General features: G+C 61.8%; 17 protein-coding genes. 12 read left to right on the top strand and 5 right to left on the bottom strand.

What is annotated here, in order from left to right:
- Positions 1 to 69: 69 nt before the first annotated feature.
- Both JJB74_RS07710 and JJB74_RS33895 read right to left on the bottom strand, forming a co-directional pair.
- The gene (locus JJB74_RS07710; protein WP_200591226.1) at positions 70 to 2379 is read right to left on the bottom strand and encodes an NADP-dependent malic enzyme; all 2310 of its coding nucleotides are present in this window, start codon (positions 2377 to 2379) and stop codon (positions 70 to 72) included.
- A 178-nt stretch (positions 2380 to 2557) separates the two neighbouring features.
- Positions 2558 to 5398 carry an ankyrin repeat domain-containing protein gene (locus JJB74_RS33895; protein WP_200591227.1) on the bottom strand — a complete coding sequence of 947 codons (2841 nt, stop codon included), beginning with the start codon at positions 5396 to 5398 and terminating at the stop codon, positions 2558 to 2560.
- Between the two features lie 291 nt (positions 5399 to 5689).
- Between JJB74_RS33895 and JJB74_RS07720 the strand changes: the two genes are divergently transcribed.
- The 4 genes from JJB74_RS07720 to JJB74_RS07735 all read left to right on the top strand — a co-directional run bounded on the left by JJB74_RS07720 (position 5690) and on the right by JJB74_RS07735 (position 8206).
- Positions 5690 to 6139, top strand: coding sequence for a hypothetical protein (locus JJB74_RS07720; protein ID WP_200591228.1), 450 nt, complete (start codon positions 5690 to 5692; stop codon positions 6137 to 6139).
- Between the two features lie 3 nt (positions 6140 to 6142).
- A complete protein-coding gene (locus JJB74_RS07725; RefSeq protein ID WP_200591229.1) occupies positions 6143 to 7066 on the top strand; it encodes an NAD(P)/FAD-dependent oxidoreductase in 924 nt (307 codons plus the stop codon).
- A 112-nt stretch (positions 7067 to 7178) separates the two neighbouring features.
- Entirely contained in the window at positions 7179 to 7703 is a 525-nt protein-coding gene (locus JJB74_RS07730) for a superoxide dismutase family protein (protein ID WP_200591230.1), read from the top strand.
- Positions 7704 to 7861: 158 nt separating this feature from the next.
- Entirely contained in the window at positions 7862 to 8206 is a 345-nt protein-coding gene (locus JJB74_RS07735; protein ID WP_200591231.1) for a hypothetical protein, read from the top strand.
- A gap of 28 nt (positions 8207 to 8234) precedes the next feature.
- On the opposite strand, the gene JJB74_RS07740 is transcribed toward JJB74_RS07735, so the two are convergent.
- Entirely contained in the window at positions 8235 to 8438 is a 204-nt protein-coding gene (locus JJB74_RS07740) for a hypothetical protein (RefSeq protein WP_200591232.1), read from the bottom strand.
- A gap of 177 nt (positions 8439 to 8615) precedes the next feature.
- On the opposite strand from JJB74_RS07740, the gene JJB74_RS07745 reads away from it, so the two are divergent.
- The 4 genes from JJB74_RS07745 to JJB74_RS07760 all read left to right on the top strand — a co-directional run bounded on the left by JJB74_RS07745 (position 8616) and on the right by JJB74_RS07760 (position 10708).
- On the top strand, positions 8616 to 9554 hold the full coding sequence (locus JJB74_RS07745; protein ID WP_200591233.1) for a DnaJ C-terminal domain-containing protein: 939 nt from the start codon (positions 8616 to 8618) through the stop codon (positions 9552 to 9554).
- Between the two features lie 13 nt (positions 9555 to 9567).
- On the top strand, positions 9568 to 9882 hold the full coding sequence (locus JJB74_RS07750) for a chaperone modulator CbpM (protein WP_200591234.1): 315 nt from the start codon (positions 9568 to 9570) through the stop codon (positions 9880 to 9882).
- A gap of 133 nt (positions 9883 to 10015) precedes the next feature.
- Complete coding sequence (locus JJB74_RS07755) at positions 10016 to 10474, top strand: hypothetical protein (protein ID WP_200591235.1); 459 nt, start codon at positions 10016 to 10018, stop codon at positions 10472 to 10474.
- Between the two features lie 81 nt (positions 10475 to 10555).
- Positions 10556 to 10708, top strand: coding sequence for a hypothetical protein (locus JJB74_RS07760; RefSeq protein ID WP_200591236.1), 153 nt, complete (start codon positions 10556 to 10558; stop codon positions 10706 to 10708).
- Between the two features lie 42 nt (positions 10709 to 10750).
- Here the strand turns inward: JJB74_RS07760 and mobA are convergent, their stop codons facing one another.
- Together mobA and JJB74_RS07770 are read right to left on the bottom strand one after the other, a co-directional pair.
- The gene (mobA, locus tag JJB74_RS07765; protein WP_200591237.1) at positions 10751 to 11344 is read right to left on the bottom strand and encodes a molybdenum cofactor guanylyltransferase MobA; all 594 of its coding nucleotides are present in this window, start codon (positions 11342 to 11344) and stop codon (positions 10751 to 10753) included.
- Between the two features lie 203 nt (positions 11345 to 11547).
- Positions 11548 to 13047, bottom strand: a complete 1500-nt coding sequence (locus JJB74_RS07770) for a tyrosinase family protein (RefSeq protein ID WP_200591238.1) — start codon at positions 13045 to 13047, stop codon at positions 11548 to 11550.
- 314 nt (positions 13048 to 13361) lie between these two features.
- Here JJB74_RS07770 and apbC point away from each other — a divergent pair, with 314 nt between their 5' ends.
- From apbC to JJB74_RS07790, 4 genes are all read left to right on the top strand, one after another.
- The gene (apbC, locus tag JJB74_RS07775; protein WP_200591239.1) at positions 13362 to 14450 is read left to right on the top strand and encodes an iron-sulfur cluster carrier protein ApbC; all 1089 of its coding nucleotides are present in this window, start codon (positions 13362 to 13364) and stop codon (positions 14448 to 14450) included.
- A 63-nt stretch (positions 14451 to 14513) separates the two neighbouring features.
- Entirely contained in the window at positions 14514 to 15026 is a 513-nt protein-coding gene (locus JJB74_RS07780) for a DUF3305 domain-containing protein (protein WP_200591240.1), read from the top strand.
- Positions 15016 to 15705, top strand: coding sequence for a DUF3306 domain-containing protein (locus tag JJB74_RS07785; RefSeq protein WP_200591241.1), 690 nt, complete (start codon positions 15016 to 15018; stop codon positions 15703 to 15705). Before JJB74_RS07780 ends, JJB74_RS07785 begins: the two co-directional genes overlap by 11 nt.
- The gene (locus tag JJB74_RS07790; protein WP_200591242.1) at positions 15680 to 17779 is read left to right on the top strand and encodes a 4Fe-4S binding protein; all 2100 of its coding nucleotides are present in this window, start codon (positions 15680 to 15682) and stop codon (positions 17777 to 17779) included. Before JJB74_RS07785 ends, JJB74_RS07790 begins: the two co-directional genes overlap by 26 nt.
- The last annotated feature ends 115 nt before the right edge of the window (positions 17780 to 17894 follow it).

The raw sequence follows: 17894 nt of genomic DNA on the forward strand, positions 1-17894 counted from the left end.
GCGGATCCTCAAAAGCTGGCGGCGGATTGCGCCAGGGGCGCGGCGCAATCCGCAGATACACGCGCAGGACTATTTGCCCGCTGCCCGCTCCACCCCTGCGTTGGCGCCAGCCACCGCGATCGCCGTCATGTTGACGATGCGCCGCGAGGTCGCCGCCGGCGTCAGGATGTGCGCCGGCTTGGCCGCACCGAGCAGGATGGGACCGACGGTCACGCCCTGGCCGCCGGTAATCTTCAGCAGGTTGAATGCGATATTGGCCGCGTCCAGCGTCGGCATCACCATCAGGTTCGCGTAGCCGCTCATTGCGCTGCCTGGCAGGAAATGACGGCGTACTTCTTCGACCAGTGCAGCATCGCCCTGCATTTCGCCTTCGACGGCAAGCTCGGGATTATTGGCTGCCAGCAGATCGTGCGCCGCACGCATTTTCTTCGCGCTCGGGCGCATGGAAGAACCAAACATCGAGTGCGACAGCAGCGCCACCTTGGGCTGCAGGCCGAAGCGCCGCACTTCTTCGGCGGCAAGGCGCGCAATCTCGGCCAGTTGCTCCGCGCTCGGATCCTCATTCACATAGGTGTCGGTGATGAACAGCGTGAACTTTTCCAGCATCAGCGCGTTCAGCGCGGCAAAGGTGCTGGCGCCGGGAGCCATGCCGATTACATCGCGGATGTGCTCGAGATGATGCTCGAAGCGGCCGACCGTGCCGCACAGCATCGCATCCGCGTCGCCCAGGCGCAGCAGCATCGCGGCGATCAGCGTGTTCGAGCGCCGCAGTGCCGACTTCGCCATGTCCGGCGTGATGCCATTGCGGCCCATCAGCGCATGGTAGGCCTCGTGATAGCTGCGATAGCGCGGATCGTCTTCCGGGTTCACCGGGTCGAAATCCACGCCGGCCTTCAGGCGCAGGCCAGCCTTTTCGATGCGCATGGCGATCACATGCGGCCGGCCTATCAGTATCGGCCGCGCCAAGCCTTCATCCACCACCGTCTGCACCGCGCGCAGCACGTTCTCCTCCTCGCCCTCGGCATAGGCCACCCGCTTGGGAGCGCGCTTTGCGATCGAAAACACTGGCCGCATCATCAGCCCGGTGTGATAGACGAGGTTGTTGAGTTGCAGCCGGTAGGCGTCGAGATCCGCGATCGGCCTAGTCGCCACGCCGGACTCCGCAGCGGCCTCCGCCACCGCCGGTGCGATTCGCTCGATCAGCCGCTGATCGAAGGGCTTGGGAATGATGTAGTCCGGCCCGAAGCTCAGATCCTGTCCGGCATAGGCCGCGGCCACGGTGTCATTGACTTCGGCTTCCGCAAGCTCGGCAATCGCCTGCACGCAGGCCAGCTTCATTTCCTCGGTGATCTTGGTCGCGCCGCAATCGAGCGCGCCGCGAAAGATGTAGGGAAAGCACAGCACATTGTTGACCTGGTTCGGATAGTCCGAACGGCCGGTGGCGATGATGCAATCCGGCCGAGCGGCCTTTGCCACTTCGGGGCGGATCTCGGGCTCGGGATTGGCCAGCGCCAGGATGATGGGCTTGTCGGCCATGGTGGCGACCATCTCGCCGGTCAGCACGCCCGAGGTGGAGCAGCCAAGGAAGACATCGGCGCCGCGCACCACATCGGCCAGCGTGCGCGCATCAGTCTGCTGGGCATAGCGCGCCTTGTTGGCTTCCATGTTTGCGTCACGGCCTTCGAAGATCACGCCGCGCGAATCGACGACGAAGATGTTCTTGCGGTCCAGGCCCAGCCGCGTCATCAGATCCAGGCAGGCGATCGCCGCCGCGCCGGCGCCGGAGACCGCCATCTTCACCGTGGCAATGTCCTTGCTGACCACCTTCAGCGCATTGAGCAGGGCGGCGGCCGAGATGATGGCAGTGCCGTGCTGATCATCGTGAAAGACCGGGATGTTCATGCGCTCGCGCAGGCGCTTTTCGATGGCAAAGCATTCCGGCGCCTTGATGTCTTCGAGGTTGATGCCGCCGACCGTGGGCTCCAGCATGGCGATCGCATCGACGAGCTTGTCGACATCGTGTTCAGCAAGCTCGATGTCAAACACATTAATGCCGGCGAACTTCTTGAACAGGCAACCCTTGCCTTCCATCACCGGCTTGGCCGCGAGCGGGCCGATGTTGCCCAGGCCGAGCACGGCGGTGCCGTTGGTCACCACGGCGACGAGGTTGGCGCGGCTGGTGTATTCAGCCGCGAGGCTTGGGTCCTGATGAATCTCGGTGCAGGCATAGGCCACGCCCGGTGAATAGGCCAGCGACAGATCGCGCTGGTTCGACAACGGCTTGGTCGGATTGACCTGGATCTTGCCGTGAGTGGGGCTGCGGTGATAGTCGAGCGCGGCTGCGCGCAGCTCCTGTTCCTTGCTGGTGGTCTGGTCCATGGTGAAGGTCTCCGCGGTTGGACTGGGATGACGTCGATGGCTACGCGGCGCCGGGCAGAAGAGCGCTGGCTGTTAGGGGACCGGCTTGGCGGTTCAGCACTATACCGCCAAGCGACGAGCGGACGACAGCCTGTTTAGCCGCAAGCAGGCGTCATGTCGTTGCTGACGACGCGGCTTGCTATTCAAGTCGTGTGAACCTTGCATGCGCGTCTCGCAATTCCTGGCCTCTTTTTGCATGCAGGCGCACGACTTCGTTGCCCAACCAGGCTTGCAGAGTGTCAGGCATACCGTCAATCAGGATTTTCGTGAAACGCGAGGACTGCAATACTCGGGTGTCAATTTCGTCTTCGATTTGTCTACGCGCTTGACTCGGCGTCATCGATCCCGCATGAACTGCATCCTCGAGCTTGCTGATGTTGCACTGGTCACGCAGTCCGATACAGAAGGGGCGAAAAGCTTCATTGGCTTCGATCAGCGCGCCGGCCTGGGCTTTTGCCGCTACCTTGCTTCTGGCAACCTCAGAACTATCACCCGTTTTGGGCGCGAATAATCCTTTAACGTCGTTTGCAATGCTGTGAAGACGCTCGTTGTGGCTCACATCAATCGCAACGAACTGAGCCTCGATTAATGCCTCGTGATTTGGCTGCTGGAAATTAATGGGTGCACCGTATTCATCTTGAAGGCATAGACCGAGTTGGTCATCGTCAAGGATTTCCCGCAGGCGACTGACTAATTGTCCTTCCTCGCCGGGCATGGCAAGCAATGCCATCACGATGCCGCTCTGCCAATTGCCGAAAAACTCGTTGGCGTTTCCGCTGACAGCCAGTTTTGGCAGCGACTGCAGAAAACGTGCGACGGGATGGGCCGGACGGCGTCCCGGGTTTACTTCCAGACGCCATTGGTGCGTGTTCGGCTTGCGATTCTGCGGTGCACGTGGCGCTGTGGATTGCTCCATCCCTAGCGTTTTCCACGGATCGCGCAGACCAAGCGGGTTGTCGTCGTCCTGCGCCGGCGCCTCGAAACCGGCAACGACCAGAGGCGTTTCTTCATCCCAGAGCGCGTCCATGATAATTGCGCTGTTTGCCCGGTTATTTCCGCGCTCTAGCAAGGTTTTAAACCTTGAATCTACGACAAGCGATTTAATTTGCTCTGGCGTAGGTGAAATGCCCGCATTGAGCAGTGCTTGAACTTTGTATCCAAGCTTGGGGTGAGAAAATATGTTTGTGAAATGCTCCGGATCGGACAGCACCGTCTTGACTTTCCGTGCAACGAATTCGATCACGTCCGATTCCTTTGTTTCGACGGCCAGTCTCAGGATTTCCTTCGCGTCGTCGACTGATGGCTTAAAGTGTCTGGACAGGTCCGCGATGGCATTCCTGTTTTTGCTCTCAACGGCGTAATGAATGGCCTGCTTGTTCTGATTGTCCCGGAGCGAAATGTTCGCACCTTTCAAGATGAGAGCCTTCACTATCTCGTGCTGCCCGGCCTTGGCGGCGATCATCAATGGTGTGCTTCCATCTTCGGCTTGCTGATTCAACAGTTCTGGCGCGCCGCCGGCGATGTCCTCAACCAATTTTCCTATGGCGTCGCAGTATTGATGGGAACACAGCCAATGGAGGGCGTTGCGGCCTGCCCTATCCTTGATGCTTCCAACACGGGCGCCAGCCGCGCTTAGGATCTCGACCATTTCCATGCGTCCCTTTATTGCGGCACTCAAAAGCCATTCGTCAAGATTTTTGCTTTCTTTCGGAATTGCTGTACCCGCTTTTTTCGCGTGAAATAAGACTTTTTCAATATTGTTGTTATCTATCGCACCTAGAACATTCGGTTTTCCTTCCCGAATAAGTCTTTGCCCTTCATTGGAAAGCTGGAAAGACTTTATGAGGTTTTCCTTTTCCGATGGATTTAATTCAAGCCCGCCGTCAAGCAGGGCCTGAATCTGCTGTTCATTCCCTGCACGCAATACCACGCTGAAGAGTTCATGGCTTGATATTTTCCGACTGTTCGCCATGCTCGCTACTCGCGCCAAACGTTCTATGACATTCGTCATTTTTTTCGACGCAGCATCCTGAAGAAGCTCTTTTAGAGTGGCATTGTTGATATGCGGTTTCCAGTGTTTGAGGATCTCTTCGGCCAACTTGTCTTCTTCAAGTTCAATGGCATTTTTTAGCGCATCGTTACCTCTCATTTCATGTGCGCCCGTGAATATTTTTGCTCTGCGCACGAGCTCTATTGCACTTTCAGTCCAGCCTGTGGTCGTCTTGTCAACGACTATTGAAGAAATGAGATTTCGCAAAACGGAAGGATGTATTTTGATTTTCCCAGAGCTGATTAAGTCCTGGAGAATGTCTTCCATTTCCGCGTACACGATTCTATGCAAAAAATCACGGAGCCTGTTTGGGTCCGGATAGGCTTTTTGGTATATATCGGGAGCAATACTGCGCAGTGCTGCTTTTGAAAATTGTTGCATGCTGCCTTTGCTTCCGTAGTAGATCAATTTCCCCAGTATCGGCCGGTTTTTTTTATCTTTTTCGGTATAGAGAATTTCGGGCTTGCATTTATTTATTGCCTCGAACAACATTGCGACGTTTTGTGCATTTCGCATTTTCATTTCGGTTTGCAATGCTGCGCTAAAAGCCTTGGCAACCATCCCGCTTGTATTCGTTGCGTGAAGCATGGCTTCCAGCGCACCTGTGTCGTTTGCGCCGAGCAACTCGGTGATAAGGCTGGCGAGTTCTTTTTCTGTTGTTATCTTTTCGAGCACACCGCGATGAATCAGGCTGCTGGTGTGCTCGATTTTATTGAGCGTAATTGCGCACAGAAATGCGAGGTAAGCTACGTTCAATTTGAATCCGGACAACTTATTTGGTCCAGCTTGCTTCAGCAATCCATCCGATTTTGTACGTGACCACACATTCGGTAACGACGCAGTGTCGGTGTTGACCGAGCTGCTCGAACTTTGTGGCACGGGCAGCGTTTTCACAATCCCGGCGGCATCCAAATTGAGTTTATTGTTCACGCAAGAAGTCCTAAATTTTTGGTGGCAATGGAATGCGGGCTAGCTGTGGTGTACCTATGCCCGAGCTTCAACACGTTTCTACGTGGACTTCGCACGCAAAATGTTCCTTGATCGACCAGCACGTGCTGGCAAGGCTCGCATTTGATCGTTTTCCACCTGCCTTGCCGTTCCTGAAATCCGCAGGAACCTCCCTCACACACCTCCTGCCTAAACGTTTCCATTGCGGCGAGCCGTATTTCCGGCCGTCGCCGCAGCCACCGTCACCAATCATCCAACACTGGAGCCCGCAACATGAAAACATGGACCACCACCGCAGGAACCGCAACGACGCAGGCGAGCGCCATCGCGCAAAAGGCAAAGAACATGGTGCTGAACCGCTATGCGTCGCCGCTCACGAATTTCCTCGGCTGGTTTTCCATCGGTCTGGGGCTGACCCAGTTGCTTGCGCCGCGGCAGACCTGCGAAGCGATCGGCGTAGGGAATCACAGCACGCTGATGCGCACTCTCGGCCTGCGCGAGATGAGCGCCGGCGCCGGCATCCTGATGGCGGAAAAGCCGTCGTACTGGCTGTGGAGCCGGGTCGCCGGCGATGCGATGGATCTGTCCCTGCTTGGCGTGTCGCTCAAGGACGGTGGCGGGCGTGATCCGAGCCGCACGGCTTGGGCGAGCGCGGCGGTGGCGGGCATTGCCGCGCTGGACCTGTACGCCGCGGTGCGCCAGATGGGCGAGGAAAGGATCTGAGGCATGAGCGAACCATCCTCGCAGCAGGTGGACTGCCTCATCATCGGCGCCGGTCCGGCGGGCCTCACCGCGGCAATCTACCTGCGCCGCTTTCATCGCGACATCGCCATCTTCGACAAGGGTGAAAGCCGGCTGTCGCTGATCCCGGTCAGTCACAACTACCCCGGCTTTCCGGATGGCATACCGGGGGTGCAGCTTCTGGATAATCTGCGCCAGCAGCTCGGACGCGCGGGCGCCGAAGTCACACGCGGCGAAATCACCAGCCTGGAGCGAGACGGCGAGGAATTCCATGCCGCCTGGGAAGGCGGCGCAATTCGCGCGCGCCGCGTGATCCTCGCCACCGGCATCGTCGACTTCAGCCTGCCCACCGAGAACTGGCGCGCTGCGGTACGCGCCGGCGCGATCCGGCTATGCCCGATCTGCGATGGCTACGACGTCACCGACAGGCGCATTGCAGTCGTCTGCGGCAAGGACAACCGCGTGCCGCATGCGCGCTTCATGCGCACCTTCAGCCCGCGGGTGACGCTGATGCTGCCCGAGGACGCGCCGCCGCTGACGGTCGAGGAAAAGACCGAGCTGTCCGAATGCGGCATCGACTGGCTCGATGCGCCAGCCACCGATGTCTCCACCGCTGACCGGCGCACGCCGCTGGTCCACACCGCCGACGGCGGCTGCCATGCCTTCGATGTTCTGTATCCGATGCTTGGCGAAACCGCGCGTTCGCGCCTTGCAATCGGCCTGGGCGCGGAAACCGCCGATTGCGGCGAGATCGTGGTCGATGGGCATCTGCGCACCAGCGTGCCCGGGCTGTATGCGATAGGCGACGTGGTCTACGGCATCAACCAGATCAGCGTGGCGACCGGCCACGCGGCGGTGGCGGCCACCGATGTGCACAACAGCCTGCCGGCGCTGATGCGCGCCAGCTGAGGCAGGGCGCTTGTCAGCGCGCATGCGCGGCGGATCCGCGGTTCGACAAAGCCGTGCTTATCCGCTAAGGTTTCGCCGCGACAGATTTCCATTCCACCAAGGGAGAGCACAGATGAAGAAGCATGCCTTTCTGGCCGTTGCCGGCCTGTTCGCACTGTCGGGTTGCGCAATGATGCGGCCGGTGCCGATTGCGGTTGCCGATGTGCAGCCCACGCAGGGCAATAGCGCGCACGGCACCGTCACTTTCGTCGAGCGCTCGGGCAAGATCATGGCCGATGTCGAACTGCAGGGCTTGAGGCCCGGACAGCATGGCATCCATATCCATGAGAAGGGCGACTGCAGCGCGCCGGATGCCACGAGCGCCGGCGGCCATTACAACCCGACCAACGAACCGCACGGCGCGCCGGACGCGGACAAGCGCCACGCCGGCGACTTCGGCAATGTCACCGCCGACGCCAGCGGCAACGTGTCGCAGAAGATCACGGTCGACACCTGGCGCCTGGGCATGACCAAGGTCGCGCAAAACACCATCGCTGGCCGCGCGCTGGTGGTGCATGCCGATCCGGACGATCTCGCCAGCCAGCCGGCCGGCAATTCCGGCAAGCGCGTAGCCTGCGGCGTGATCACGATGCAATAAGCCTACGGCCGCCGGCATGCGCGCATGCACAGCTCTGCACCTGCCGGCGGCCATTTTTCTCCTTCTCTCCTACAGCATCATCGCCGTCTTTCCGACTGCGAAAGCGCATGGCGCAGGACTATGCTCAAAGCGTGGGACTTCTCAGCCAAGGAGAGATCATGAAACCCTTCCATACGCGCCTGCCCGGTTCGCGCAGAGAGCCGCCCGGTTTCGAGCGCATTCTGCTTCGCCGCCTGCCTGGGCTGCTCGTCGTCGGCACGCTGTTGCCGGCGCTGTATGCGCTGGCCGTGCAATGGCTCGCGCCGCACACCGCTGCAGGGTTGCACGACATGCAGACAGCGCAATACACCGCCATCGGCGTCGTCCTGTTTCACTGGATGGCGGTGATGATGACCTCGCTCATCTGCGCCATCGTGGTCGTGATGAAAGGCCACGCAGTGGTGGCCGATGCCTATCCGTTGCCGGACGCCGAGCGCTGCGAGCGCGACAGGCTGCGCCGCTAAAGCGGTCGAGCTGCCAGAGGTGAGCGACTCAGCGCGCGCCGAGCCGGCTGCACGCCCAGCACAGCATGCGTGACAGCAGCGGACTGACCAGCGCCACGGCGGCGCAGGTCAGCGCGAAGCCTTGCCAATCCGGCTGCGCGCGGGCGATCACGAACGGGAAGAGCAGCGCGATAAGAAGAATTGCGGCGATGACGTAGACGGTGTCGCAAACCGTTTGCTGTAACGCATTCATGTTGCCAACCTCATCGTTGAAACTTGTCCTGTTTTGTTGAAAGCTAAGCGCCTTGAATTTTATCGAATAGCCAACATTTGGCTTTGCGAGCACTCAAGGGCGCGGCGCGTCAGGACAGCGGGTGCATCGACTGTCATTGCTCCGCCGATGCGTTCAACCCATGCGGGAGGCTGATGCATGAAATACAAGGATTACTACGAGATTCTCGGGGTGGCGCGCGAGGCCGGCGCCGACGACATCAAGAAGGCGTATCGCAAGCTGGCCCACATGTACCACCCGGACGTGACCAAGGATCCGGCGGGCGAGGAAAAATTCAAGGAAATCCAGGAAGCCTACGCCACGCTGAAGGATCCGGAGAAGCGCACCGCGTATGACCAGCTTGGCCGCCGTGCGCCGGGCGAAAGCTTCGAGCCGCCGCCGGACTGGCAGGAGTTCTATCACACCGACACCTCGTTTTCGGACGTCGACCTGGCCGATCTGCTGGCGGCCTTCGCCGGTGCGCGCGGCGCAGGAGGCGCGGGCGGCACACGTGGCGCGCGCAGACCGCGTCATGGCCAGGACATCGAAGCCTCGGTGCCGGTGACGCTGGAGCAATTGCACGATGGCGCCGAGATCGAGGTCAGTCTCAATCTGCCGCAAGCCGATGCGCAAGGACTGGCGCACCATGCGCCAAAGACCTTCCGCGTGACGATTCCCAAGGGCGCCGCCGATGGCCAGCGCCTGCGCCTGGCCGGCAAGGGCGGTCCGGGCCTGCACGGCGGACAGCCGGGCGATTTGTACATCGTGCTGAAACTCGAGCCGCATGCGCTGTATCGCGTCAGCGGTCGCGATCTGTATCTGGATCTGCCGCTAACGCCATCCGAAGCGGTGCTGGGCGCAACGGTGGAAGTGCCGACGCCGCGCGGCAGGGTCGAGCTGAAGATTGCGCCCGGCACCGCGAGCGGCCGGCAGCTGCGCCTGGGCGGACGCGGCATGCCCGCGCCGGGCGGTGGCAATGGCGACCTGTATGCGGTGGTCCGCATCGAAGTGCCGAAGACGCCGAGCGAGCGCGAACGCGCGCTGTATGCCGAGCTGGCGCAGGCATCGAACTTCAATCCGCGCACGCATCTTCGTTAAGGGGCGACAACACATGATGCAGGAGACGATACACGCGGTCTGGCTGGATGAATCCGGGGTCTGCAGCCTGACGCATTTGAGCGAGGTATCCGGCCTGTCCGCGGCCGAAGTGCAGGAACTCATCGACAGCGGCGCGCTGGTGCCAGCGCGGCTCGAGGCCGGCGCGCCGGTGTTTGCCAGTGCGACGGTGGTCGTCGCACGCACCGCGCGTCGGCTGCGCGACGACTTCGAGCTCGACATGTCCGGCCTGTCGGTGGCGATGAGCCTGCTGCAGCGAATTGAGGCGCTGCAACGCGAACTCGATCATTTGCGCGCTCGGCACGGTTGAGCCGAACGCGTCCACCGCTGCGCTGTGCCGACTTATGCAGAATCAAATGCGATGCGAAATCGTGATCATTATTGAAACAATTTCGACATAGTCCAGTTACACTTCCGCCAAGCGGTTTTGAGGAGGGGGCGGAATGAAAATGCGTGGACTTGCGCTCGCGCTGTGCATGCTCGCGGCCGGTGCACAGGCGGCATCGCTGGGAGACATGGTTGGCATGCTGGCTGGCTATCCGAACAGCCGCGGCGATGACCGCGGCATAGACGAGGCGCTGGCCAACTTGAGCATGCACATGAACCGCAAGGTGCCGCTGATGGTGGATGCCGATACCCGGCTGGATCGGGTAACCGCCGAGCCTGGGCACAAGCTTTCGTATCACTACAGCTTGACCGCGCCGCCGAAGAACGCGATGAGCTCGAAGGAATTCGTCAAGCTGATTCGGCCTATGCTGCAGCAGCGGCTGTGCGCCAGCGGCGAGATGAAGGGATTCCTGGAGAATGGCGTGACGATCGCCTATGTCTACCGTGGCATCGATGGCAGACCGTTGGGCGCAACACAATTCCAGCCGTCCGACTGCGGTTATCCGAAGACCTGATTTCGCGCTGTGCCGGCCGCCGACGCGTCAGGGGAGAGGCTGCGGCGGCCATTATCCATATCGACAAGAACGAACAAGAACATGACGCGAACTCGATTGCTGCTGGCGCTTTGCGCCAGCTTTCTGCTCGCTGCCTGCGCGCAGGTCCCACCATCCGCGCCGCAGCAGCCGCATCAGGACGGACTCATCGACAAGACTTGCCCGCCGGCGATGGCGACCAAGGGGCTCTGCTGAGCGCGCGCAATGCGCTTGGGTCGTTGCTGCTGACGCCTTGTATCAGGACGCTTCGTAGCGTTTCAGGTCTTCCAGGGTGTTGATGTTGCGGAACGCGGCTTCATCATCGAAGCGCACCTGCGCCGCGTTTTCCTGCCTGAACCAGGCTTCAATCTTGCGCCCGCCTGCGCGCAGGTAAGCTTCAAGGCTGCGGTTGAGTGTGGCGCGCATCAGGCAGAACACTGGGTGCGATTGCTGCGTTTCACCTTCCCCGGTAACCGCATACGCCAGGTCCACGCGCGCATCCTCAAGCCCTTCGGCCAGTCGAGAGACCAGGTCTTCCGGCAGAAACGGGCTGTCGCAGGGGGCTGTGACCATGTACTCGGTCTCGCAATGCACCAGCCCGGTCTGCATGCCCGCCAGCGGGCCTTCGAAGCCGCCAATCTCATCGGGCCATACCGGCAGGCCGAAGGATTCATACGGCCCCAGGTTCTGGTTGGCGTTGATCATCATCTGGCCCACTTGCGGCTGCAGGCGCATCAGCACATGCAGCGCCATCGGCGCGCCGCGGAAAATCTGCAATCCCTTGTCCACGTGCCCCATCCGGGAACCGCGGCCGCCGGCCAGGATCAGGCCGGTGATTTCTGCGCTATCCATCTTGTCTTCCATCTCCAGTGCGAGGCATTGCCGTCATCGGATGACGGCGCGTGATTGTAATGCCACGCAGGCGACAGCCGATGGGGAATACCCAAGCGATGCGTATTTGCCGTACATAAGCGTGATGCGTCTGACGAATCAGGCAGTCGCTGGCGCAGGCTGTGTCGCACTCGTCGGCGGTCGTGCTGCTCCTGGCCAAGCGCTCAGCAATAGCATTTGCCTTTCGGCTCGCTGGCGGCGCGTCGCCTTTGCGCTGGCGCCTTCTGCGATAGCTCGATGCGCATCTCGCCAACGGAAACCGATTCGCCTTTTGGGTAGTTGGCGCCATTGATGCGCACGAAGGATACGGCGAAGGCATCCAGTTCGGCCTGCTCCAGCCCCGCCAGCACATGACTGGCGTCGAAGCGCAAGACCGCCTTGCCATGATGCTTTGCGCCAGCAATCTCAAACGGTCCGACCGTGCCGAGGAAATGCCGTTCGGGCGACGACGTCCCGCTTTCCGGAAGATTCAGGAACACCTGATAGAAGTAGCCGCCGAAACTGCCGAGATTGATCAGCGCGAGATCGTCGAGCACGACATGCATCGATCGATAGCCTTCCTTGCGCGATGGGTTCTCTTCGTCGATAAGCGCCGCGTGCAGCGCCCGAAGCGCATGGCGATGGCTGCCTCCCGGCGCGATGCCGGCGCTGAACGAGTCATCGCGCAAAGCGAAGCGCGCGCAGCCGCCGAGCGACAGGGCACCCGCCGAAAGCGCGCGCGGTGCGCTGCGTGGGAGCGCGGCCAGTGGCGGTCTTGCCTGCATGGCGGTAAGGGCTCCATTCGCTTCATGCGCAGGGCTGCTCACCTTGCGCAGCGTGGCCGACCTGGCCAATGGCGGCAGAGCGCTCGGCATCGACACGTCGCTGTAGTCATAGCCCAGCCTTCCGGGGTAATAGGTTTGGTCGCGTGGAATGCTCACACCGGCGCCATAGCGATGGCTGCCCGACCAATACGGATCAGTAGTCCAGGGCATGCCGCGGCCGTCGGGCAAGGCCCATGCATGCCAGAGGCGGTCGATGTTGCAGTGAAAGAGGTAGAAGATCGGGTCCAGCGGCGCGGACATGGTGATCATCGCGCCGCCAATGAAGTTGTGGCAGGTGTCGTGCGGCGCGGATTCCATCAGCGCTTCGAACGCATAGGCGGTGCCGCGGCCGAAGTTGTAGATGCGCGCTTCGAAGGGCATCAGCGACAGGGCGCCGCGAATGTCGAGGTTCACACGGCGTGTATACAGCGGGTTGCCGCTGGCCGGGTCGGTAAATTCGGAAGGCAATGTCGGCGACGCATACAAATCCCAGTACGGCAGCATCAGGGCATCGTTGCCGGAAATGATGCGCAGCTGCTGTTCAAACAGCGCGATGAAGCCGCGGTGCCAGGCGAGGAAGTACGGTACGCCATGCGGACAGAGCTGCGCATGCGCATTCGCCCAGAAGGCCAGTGAATTCGGGTCGTTCTGGTCGGACGAGGCGCGCATGCGGGCGATGGCGTCGATGTACGAGGCATAGCCTGAGGTATTGCGAAACTGTTGCCATTCGAGTCGCAGGCCGGGCGAGCTTTGCGCGAACGCTGGGCGGACCATCGTGCCCAGCGCGCCAAGTGCCAACCCGGATGCTGCGCCCTGCAGAAAGCGGCGTCTGCCGCACGGTGTAAGCGTGTCCGATGCCATGATTGCTCCCTGTTGTCGAGTTCCATGTTTTCCAGCGGGCACAAGGTAGCCGATTGGCGTGCCGGCCCAGGCACGGAAGGGAGGACTGTTGAGCTGCGCCAAGAAGCTGGAAAAAAGTGTGCGGCAGGCGCATTGCATGTTGAGGTCGCGCCACGCATGCGTGCTGGAAAATCTCCTCCCGGCCATAAAGTTTCCGTCGCTGGCGTCGTTAACCGTTCGTTCCGCGCGAGCCGGAAGCACTCACGGGCAGGAATGGCCACTACGGGCCGATGCCGTTTGGTTTAGACTTGCGGGATTCCATTCAGGAGAGTCAATTGAGCATCACTATCGAAGCGGTGAAGGCCGCGCTGTCGGGCGTCGTCGATCCCAATACCGGCCGCGATCTGGTCACTGGCAAGTCGGTCAAGAATATTCAGCTCGACGGCAATGACGTCAGCTTCGACATCGAGCTCGGCTACCCGGCGAAAAGCCAGATCGACGGCCTGCGCAAGAGCGCGATCGCCGCGGTGCGCACATTGCCGGGCGCCGGCAATGTCAGCGTGAACGCCTACAGTCGCATCGTTGCGCATGCGGTGCAGCGCGGCGTGAAGCTGATGGCCAATGTGAAGAACATCATCGCCGTCGCCTCGGGCAAGGGCGGCGTCGGCAAGTCCACCACCGCGGTCAATCTGGCGCTGGCGCTGGCGGCCGAAGGCGCGAAGGTTGGCGTGCTCGATGCCGATATCTATGGCCCGTCGCAACCGATGATGCTCGGCATCTCGGGTCGCCCGGAAACCCTGGACGGCAAGACCATGGAGCCGCTGGAAAACCACGGCGTGCAGGTGTCTTCGATCGGCTTCATGATCGATGCCGACGAGCCGATGGTCTGGCGCGGTCCGATCGTCACGCAGGCCTTGCAGCAATTGCTCGAGCAGACCAACTGGCGCGAACTCGATTACCTCGTCGTCGACATGCCGCCGGGCACGGGCGACGTGCAACTGACCCTGTCGCAGAAGGTGCCGGTCACCGGCGCCGTCATTGTCACCACGCCGCAGGACATCGCGCTGCTCGATGCGCGCAAGGGTTTGAAGATGTTCGAGAAGGTCGGCATCCCGATTCTCGGCGTGGTCGAGAACATGAGCATTCACATCTGCAGCAATTGCGGTCATGCCGAGCACATCTTCGGCACCGGCGGCGGCGAGAAGATCTGCCGCGACTATGGCGTGGACTTCCTCGGCGCGCTGCCGCTGACGATGGCTATCCGCGAGCAGGCCGACAGCGGCATGCCGACCGTGGTCGCCGATCCCGATGGCCAGGTGGCGCAGATCTATCGCGACATCGCGCGCAAGGTCGCGGTGAAGATCGCGGAAAAGGCGAAGGATATGTCGAGCAAGTTCCCCACCATCGTGGTCAAGAACGACTGAGCACAATGTCTGCATTTAACGCGATGCGAGCGGCAGCGGCGAGGGCCTGAACGGCTGGAAATCATGCAGACCGAATTTCTGATCGTCGGCGTCGTCATGCAGCGCCGGCTGCTGAACAATCCCTGGCAGCCGCATGCATGGCGGCCGATGGCGGTGCTCACTGACGCCGATCCCGCTGCCGGCATGCAGCACCTGCTGGACGAAGAGGCGGACGCGCGCTGGCTGCATCGCGGTTTCGAGGTGGGACTGTATCGCGATGAAGCCGAGGGCTATCACCTGAACGCGACGGCCCCGGCGCCATGCTGGTTCATCATGTGGCGCATCGAGGAAGTCGACGGCGCTGACATCGCGGTGCCCAAGCGCGTCACGCTGTCGTACAACGAAGCCGCGCGAATGATGGATGGCGGCGAGCAGGTCGACACGCTGCCGCTTGATACCGATACCCTGGCCGCGCTGTCGGACTTCGCCGCTGCGCATTACCGACCCGAGCCCAAAGGCAAGCGCCGTCGTCCTTCGTTCGAAGGCGGCGCCGCGGTGCAGCGCATGGCCGCGGATGGAGGGAACGATGAGCGCTGAGGACTTCTTCAGCCGCTGGTCGCGCAAGAAGCGCGAAGCAGCGCAGGACGAATCGCTTTCCGAGCAGGCACCCGCCAGGCCGGCAGATGCCGAGGCAGCTGCCGGCGCCGCGCTGCAGCCGGAACTCCCGCCGCCGACGATGGACGATGTCGACAAGCTCGATCGCGATTCCGATTTCTCGCGCTTCATGCGCCGCGACGTTGATGAATCGGTCAAGCGCAGCGCGATGAAGAAGCTGTTCGCCGATCCGCATTTCAACGTGATGGATGGGCTTGATATCTACATCGACGACTACAACAAGTTTGAACCGCTGCCAGCGGCAATGGTCGCGCTGCTCGAGCATGCGAAGCCGATTCTGAATCCACCGGCAGACCTGCGGCAGAGCGCGATGGCGATGCTTGATGCGCCCGGCGAAACGCTGGAGCCGGCGCCGCAGCCCAATGCGGCCGAAGCCTCTCAGGCTGCGGAAGAGCTTGCGGCGGACGAGGCAAAGGGGGGCAAAGCATCGTTTGCGGTGCAGGAGCCCGAGGCACAAGCGAGCGCAGACGAGCAGCCGCAAGACCAGGAGCAAGCCGACGCCATGGACCGTGTCCAGCCCGACGCACAGCACAACGCGGCGCAAGCCGCAAACCAATCACCAGCAGCACCCGAAGATGGCAACCCAATTCAAAGTCTGTAATTGCAATCGCACGATGCCGCTCGATCTGCGCGCCGGCGAACGCCTGGGCGCAGCGCTCGGCGACAAACCCTTGGCCGTAGCAACCGAGCTGTGCCGGCGCGAAGCCGGGCAGTTTCTGTCGGCGGTGGACGGCGTGGATGATGTCGTCGTCGCCTGTACCCAGGAGCGCGCGCTTTTTACCGAACTCGCCGAGACGCGCAACTCGGTCGCGCCGCTGCGCTTCGTCAATATCCGCGAAACCGGCGGCTGGGGCGCTGAATCAAAGGCAGCGCTGCCGAAGATGGCGGCGCTGCTTGCGGCCGCCGCGCTGCCCGATCCGGAACCGGTGCCTACCGTCAGCTACAAGTCGAACGGCCATGTGCTGGTCATCGGCCCGGCCGCGCGCGCGCTGCCCTGGGCGCGCCGGCTTGCCGATAACCTCGATGTCAGCGTGCTGCTGACCTCCGGCGGCGCGGCACTGCCCGACGAGCGCAGCTTCCCGACCTATTCCGGCAGCGGCATCAACATCGACGGCTGGCTTGGCGCCTTCCAGGTGAAATGGAAGCAGGCCAATCCGATCGATCTTGAGGTTTGCACCCGCTGCAATGCCTGTGTATCCGTGTGCCCGGAAGGCGCGATCGATTTGTCCTACCAGATCGACATGTCGCGCTGCACCTCGCATCGCGATTGCGTCAAGGCGTGCGGCGCGGTCGGCGCCATCGATTTCGCGCGCGACGATGTCGAACGCACCGGCGACTTCGACCTGGTGTTCGATTTGTCGGATGCGCCGATACTCACGCTGCATCAGCCGCCGCAAGGCTATTTCGCGCCGGGCGCCGATGCGATGCGCCAGGCCGAGGAGGCGCTGCGCTTGTCGCAGATGGTCGGCGAATTCGAGAAGCCGAAGTTCTTCCTGTACAAGGAAAAGCTCTGCGCCCATGGCCGCAACGGCAAGACCGGTTGCACTGCCTGCATCGATGTCTGCTCGGCCGAGGCGGTAAGCCATAACGGCAACGGCATCCGCGTCAATCCGAACCTGTGTGTGGGCTGCGGCGCCTGCACTACGGTGTGCCCGTCGGGCGCGCTCGGCTATGCGTATCCGCGCGCACCGGAAACCGGACGGCGCATCAAGACGCTGCTTTCCACCTATTTCAAGGCAGGCGGCAGCGAGCCTGCGCTCCTGATGCATGGCGAGGAACGCGGCGCCGAGGTGATCAACCGGCTGGGCCGTGCTGCGCGCGCAGGCGAGCGTCTGGCCGGCGTACCGGCGCGGGTGATCCCGGTGTCGCTGCATCATGCGGCAGCGACCGGCCTGGACCTGTGGCTGTCGGCACTGGCCTATGGCGCGACCAATGTCGCGGTGCTGATCACGGACCAGGAAGCGCCGCAGTATGCCGAGGCGCTGGCCGCGCAACTGGCGATCGCGCAGACCATTGCCTCGGGCCTGGGCTATGCCGGCACGCATTTCACGCTGCTACGCGCGCAAAGCGAGGCGGAACTGGACGCGCAGCTTGCGCAGTTGCGTCCGGGCCAGGCGCCACAGAACCGCGCGGCCTTCAACGTCGCCACGGAAAAGCGGGTGGCAATGGACTATGCGCTCGAGCACTTGCTGCGCCATGCGCCGCAGCGGCCTGAAAGCATCGCGCTGCCGCAGCGCGCGCCCTTCGGCGCCGTTAGAGTCAACAAGGATGCGTGCACGCTGTGCATGTCCTGCGTCGGTGCTTGCCCGGAATCGGCGCTGCAGGACAATCCCAGCCATCCGCAGCTGCGCTTTGTCGAGCGCAATTGCGTGCAGTGCGGCCTGTGTGAAAAGACTTGCCCGGAAAACGCGATCAGCCTGGAGCCGCGGCTGTTGCTGACCGAGAGCGCGAAACAGCCGCTTGTGCTGAACGAGGCCCAGCCTTTCCACTGCATCCGCTGCAGCAAGCCCTTCGGCACGTTGCAGATGATCGAAAACATGGTGAGCAAGCTGTCCTTGCACGGCGCCTTCGCCGGCAACATCGAACGGCTGAAGATGTGCGGCGATTGCCGTGTGATCGACATGATGGAAAACAAGCGCGAGATGACGGTCACGGACATCAAGCGCGTGCAATAAGCGCTCGTAGGTTGGGCTGGCAAGCCCAATATGGTCGCGGGCCGCGGACTTTCGATGTTGGGCTTGTCAGCCCAACCTACGCGGCCGCACAACACCGTAGGGTGGGCACAGCCCA

The organism is Noviherbaspirillum pedocola, from assembly GCF_016632335.1.
Classification (GTDB): Bacteria; Pseudomonadota; Gammaproteobacteria; order Burkholderiales; family Burkholderiaceae_D; genus Noviherbaspirillum_A; species Noviherbaspirillum_A pedocola.

What these genes read in the sequence shown, in the direction of transcription:
- JJB74_RS07710 (WP_200591226.1), bottom strand. Translation starts at nt 2,379, where the DNA reads ATGGACCAGACCACCAGCAAGGAACAGGAGCTGCGCGCAGCCGCGCTC.
- JJB74_RS07720 (WP_200591228.1), top strand. Translation starts at nt 5,690, where the DNA reads ATGAAAACATGGACCACCACCGCAGGAACCGCAACGACGCAGGCGAGC.
- JJB74_RS07725 (WP_200591229.1), top strand. Translation starts at nt 6,143, where the DNA reads ATGAGCGAACCATCCTCGCAGCAGGTGGACTGCCTCATCATCGGCGCC.
- JJB74_RS07730 (WP_200591230.1), top strand. Translation starts at nt 7,179, where the DNA reads ATGAAGAAGCATGCCTTTCTGGCCGTTGCCGGCCTGTTCGCACTGTCG.
- JJB74_RS07735 (WP_200591231.1), top strand. Translation starts at nt 7,862, where the DNA reads ATGAAACCCTTCCATACGCGCCTGCCCGGTTCGCGCAGAGAGCCGCCC.
- JJB74_RS07740 (WP_200591232.1), bottom strand. Translation starts at nt 8,438, where the DNA reads ATGAATGCGTTACAGCAAACGGTTTGCGACACCGTCTACGTCATCGCC.
- JJB74_RS07745 (WP_200591233.1), top strand. Translation starts at nt 8,616, where the DNA reads ATGAAATACAAGGATTACTACGAGATTCTCGGGGTGGCGCGCGAGGCC.
- JJB74_RS07750 (WP_200591234.1), top strand. Translation starts at nt 9,568, where the DNA reads ATGATGCAGGAGACGATACACGCGGTCTGGCTGGATGAATCCGGGGTC.
- JJB74_RS07755 (WP_200591235.1), top strand. Translation starts at nt 10,016, where the DNA reads ATGAAAATGCGTGGACTTGCGCTCGCGCTGTGCATGCTCGCGGCCGGT.
- JJB74_RS07760 (WP_200591236.1), top strand. Translation starts at nt 10,556, where the DNA reads ATGACGCGAACTCGATTGCTGCTGGCGCTTTGCGCCAGCTTTCTGCTC.
- mobA (WP_200591237.1), bottom strand. Translation starts at nt 11,344, where the DNA reads ATGGATAGCGCAGAAATCACCGGCCTGATCCTGGCCGGCGGCCGCGGT.
- JJB74_RS07770 (WP_200591238.1), bottom strand. Translation starts at nt 13,047, where the DNA reads ATGGCATCGGACACGCTTACACCGTGCGGCAGACGCCGCTTTCTGCAG.
- JJB74_RS07780 (WP_200591240.1), top strand. Translation starts at nt 14,514, where the DNA reads ATGCAGACCGAATTTCTGATCGTCGGCGTCGTCATGCAGCGCCGGCTG.
- JJB74_RS07785 (WP_200591241.1), top strand. Translation starts at nt 15,016, where the DNA reads ATGAGCGCTGAGGACTTCTTCAGCCGCTGGTCGCGCAAGAAGCGCGAA.
- JJB74_RS07790 (WP_200591242.1), top strand. Translation starts at nt 15,680, where the DNA reads ATGGCAACCCAATTCAAAGTCTGTAATTGCAATCGCACGATGCCGCTC.